Annotated in this window: 3 protein-coding genes and 1 pseudogene; all 4 read left to right on the top strand. The window is 43.4% G+C overall.

The features are described 5' to 3' along the window. A pseudogene (locus RMO35_RS21370) lies at positions 1-1,151 on the top strand (DEAD/DEAH box helicase); the annotation flags it as partial. Between the two features lie 53 nt (positions 1,152-1,204). Next, on the top strand, positions 1,205-1,447 hold the full coding sequence (locus RMO35_RS21365) for an AbrB/MazE/SpoVT family DNA-binding domain-containing protein (RefSeq protein WP_309744057.1): 243 nt from the start codon (positions 1,205-1,207) through the stop codon (positions 1,445-1,447). Continuing rightward, positions 1,447-1,785 (top strand): endoribonuclease MazF, encoded by a 339-nt coding sequence (gene mazF / locus RMO35_RS21360; RefSeq protein ID WP_309744055.1) that lies wholly within the window; start codon positions 1,447-1,449, stop codon positions 1,783-1,785. Before RMO35_RS21365 ends, mazF begins: the two co-directional genes overlap by 1 nt. Positions 1,786-1,916: 131 nt before the next feature. After that, positions 1,917-2,652: tetratricopeptide repeat protein (locus tag RMO35_RS21355; RefSeq protein ID WP_309744053.1), on the top strand; the 736-nt coding region annotated here is incomplete at its 3' end.

The following is a 2,652-nucleotide window of genomic DNA, read 5'->3' as shown; positions in this document are numbered from 1 at the left end:
CGGTATTACAGGCGAATGCACCGGATACGGTTTCGGCTTTTTTACAACGCTTGGGGCGCACTGGTAGGCGCGGTGGGGGTGCGAATACGACGTTTTTAATCGATAATTCGGCGGCATTATTACAAGCGATCGCAGTAATCGAATTAGCACGGCGAAATTGGGTAGAATCGATCGTCGTTTCCGATCGCAATTGGGCTGTATTAGTCCAACAATTACTCGCCCTAACGATGCAATTTAGTTCGATCTCGCCTGGTGACGCGTGGGCACAGTTATCGACGATTCCCGATTTTAAAGGGATTAAACGGGCGGAGTTCGATTACTTAATCAAGCATATGCTCAAAAATAATTATCTCTATCTGACTGGAGGGTTACTCGCGATCGGATCGGAAACCGAAAAAGCTTTCGGGCGCAAGAATTTCATGGCTCTCTATGCCGTATTTAGTTCGCCCCAACAGTATGAAGTTTATACCGAAAAGGAACAACCGATCGGATCTTTAGAACAGAAATTCATCGATACACTGACTCCCGAAATTAGTTGTTTCTTATTAGGCGGTAGAGCCTGGATCGCGCAATCGATCGATCGAGATAATCGATCTCTCATCGTCGCCCCCGCACCGCAGGGTAAGAAACCAACTTGGGGCAGATTTATCCCGCAATTTTTGGGTTGGGATGTGTGTCAGGAAATTGCCGCTTTATTAAAATCGAAACAGGATTTAGTTTATCTCGATTCGATCGCCAAATCGGTATTAAATAACGCTCGCGAAGAACGCCGTCAGGAGGTAATCGAAGGGACGGTTTGGGAGGAAGAGAAGGTGCAATGGTGGACGTATGCAGGTGGGAGAGTCAATCGCACGCTCAAATATGGGTTGGAATGTCTGTGGGGTTGGGAAGTCAGAGCCGATAATTTTCAAGTAACAATTTCTGGGGAGCATTTAACACCAGCCATGTTCGAGAGTGCGATCGCGGAAGTGACTAAGCCGGAGTTTTGGCAAGCTAAGAATACTCAGCAATATTTGTTAGCAAATTTACCTAATTATCGGTTTAGTAAGTTTCAGCAAGTTTTACCCGATCGATACGCTTTGGAGATGGTGCAGGGTTATTTATTGGATATCGATGGAATTGGTAAATTGAGCAAAATTCGATCGACATAAGTTATGATGTAGATACAAGGTTTATACGTGCCCATAGTGGGTATGTTTGAGTAATGGTTGGAAATGTCGCAAAATGGGGTAATAGCCTCGCTGTCAGGATTCCCCAACATCTAGCGAAAGAGATTGGATTAAGCGATGGGGTGGAAGTTGAGATTGTCGCGATCGATGGTAATCTGACAATTAAACCTAGAAGACAAAAACAGTATTCATTAGAGGAATTAATTGCCGGAATTACACCAGAAAATCGTCATGCAGAGATCGATACTGGGACATCTGTAGGGGAAGAAATTTGGTAATGACAAATAGCTACATTCCAAATCGCGGCGATATTGTCTATCTAGACTTTAACCCAACGAAGGGACACGAACAACGTGGCTATCGACCTGCTTTAATCATTTCGCCAGCGGCTTATAGCGAGAAGAGTTCGTTAGCATTATTCTGTCCGATCACCAGTCAGCATAAAGGTTATCCATTTGAAGTCTTGCTACCTGAAGACTTGCAAACCCACGGGGTGATTTTAGTAGACCAAATTCGATCTCTGGATTGGCGAGTGCGGCAAATAAAGTTTGTAGAAACTGTTTCACCAGAAGTAATTGCTGAAGTTCAGGCAAAGATCGCACCATTAATCTATTAATCGATCGATAGATACGCTTTGGAGATGGTGCAGGGTTATTTATTGGATATTGATGGGATTGGTAAATTGAAGCTCGATTAATGATAATCTCACAATAAAATCTACACAGCAAAAACAATACTCATACCCTGATGGCTCCTCAAGGAAATTACGAAGCTTTAATCCGCGAATTACTTACTGGTATTAAAGCTGGCTGGGACTACAAACGTATGCAAGTTTGGTTGTCAAGTAAAGCTCTTCAAGAGCAGGAGTTGGCACATTGGTTGCGGGAAAATGGATCGGCATTGTGCCGGGAAACCAAGATTCGGAATCAGTTAACTAGTTTGGCAATTTTGGGGTTGTGCGAATTGGCACAGGCAGCATCTGAAATACTTCAACAGCATAAGCCAATACCAACGGGTTCGCGAAAATTGTTCGAGCGAGGGAACTATTTACTTGGACTAGGTAAAGAGGAAGAAGCAATCATTCATTACCAGCGAGCAATTGAACTTCATCCTAATTTCGAGCAAGCTTGGTCAAATAAAGGGGCAGCTATGTCTAAATTAAGAAGATATGAGGAAGCAATTTTTTGTTTTGAGCGCGCAATCGAGCTTCAACCTGAGTTTTATCTGGCTTGGTCTAATAGAAGTGCCACACTGTCAGATATGGGGCTATATGAGGAAGCAATCGCTAGTTGCAATCGCGCGATTGAAATTAGACCGGATTGCCATCTAGCTTGGAATAATCGAGGTATTGCACTAGTTAGACTTGGAAAATATATAGAGGCAATCGGTTGTTGCAATCGGGCGATTGAGATTAAGTCAGATTACCATGAAGCTTGGTTTACTAGAGGTATTAGTTTGGTAGAGCTAGGACAATATGAGGAAG

This window comes from Chamaesiphon sp. OTE_20_metabat_361 (assembly GCF_031364565.1).
Note: the sequence above shows the minus strand (reverse complement) of the source record. Positions and strands in the feature narration are given on the sequence as shown.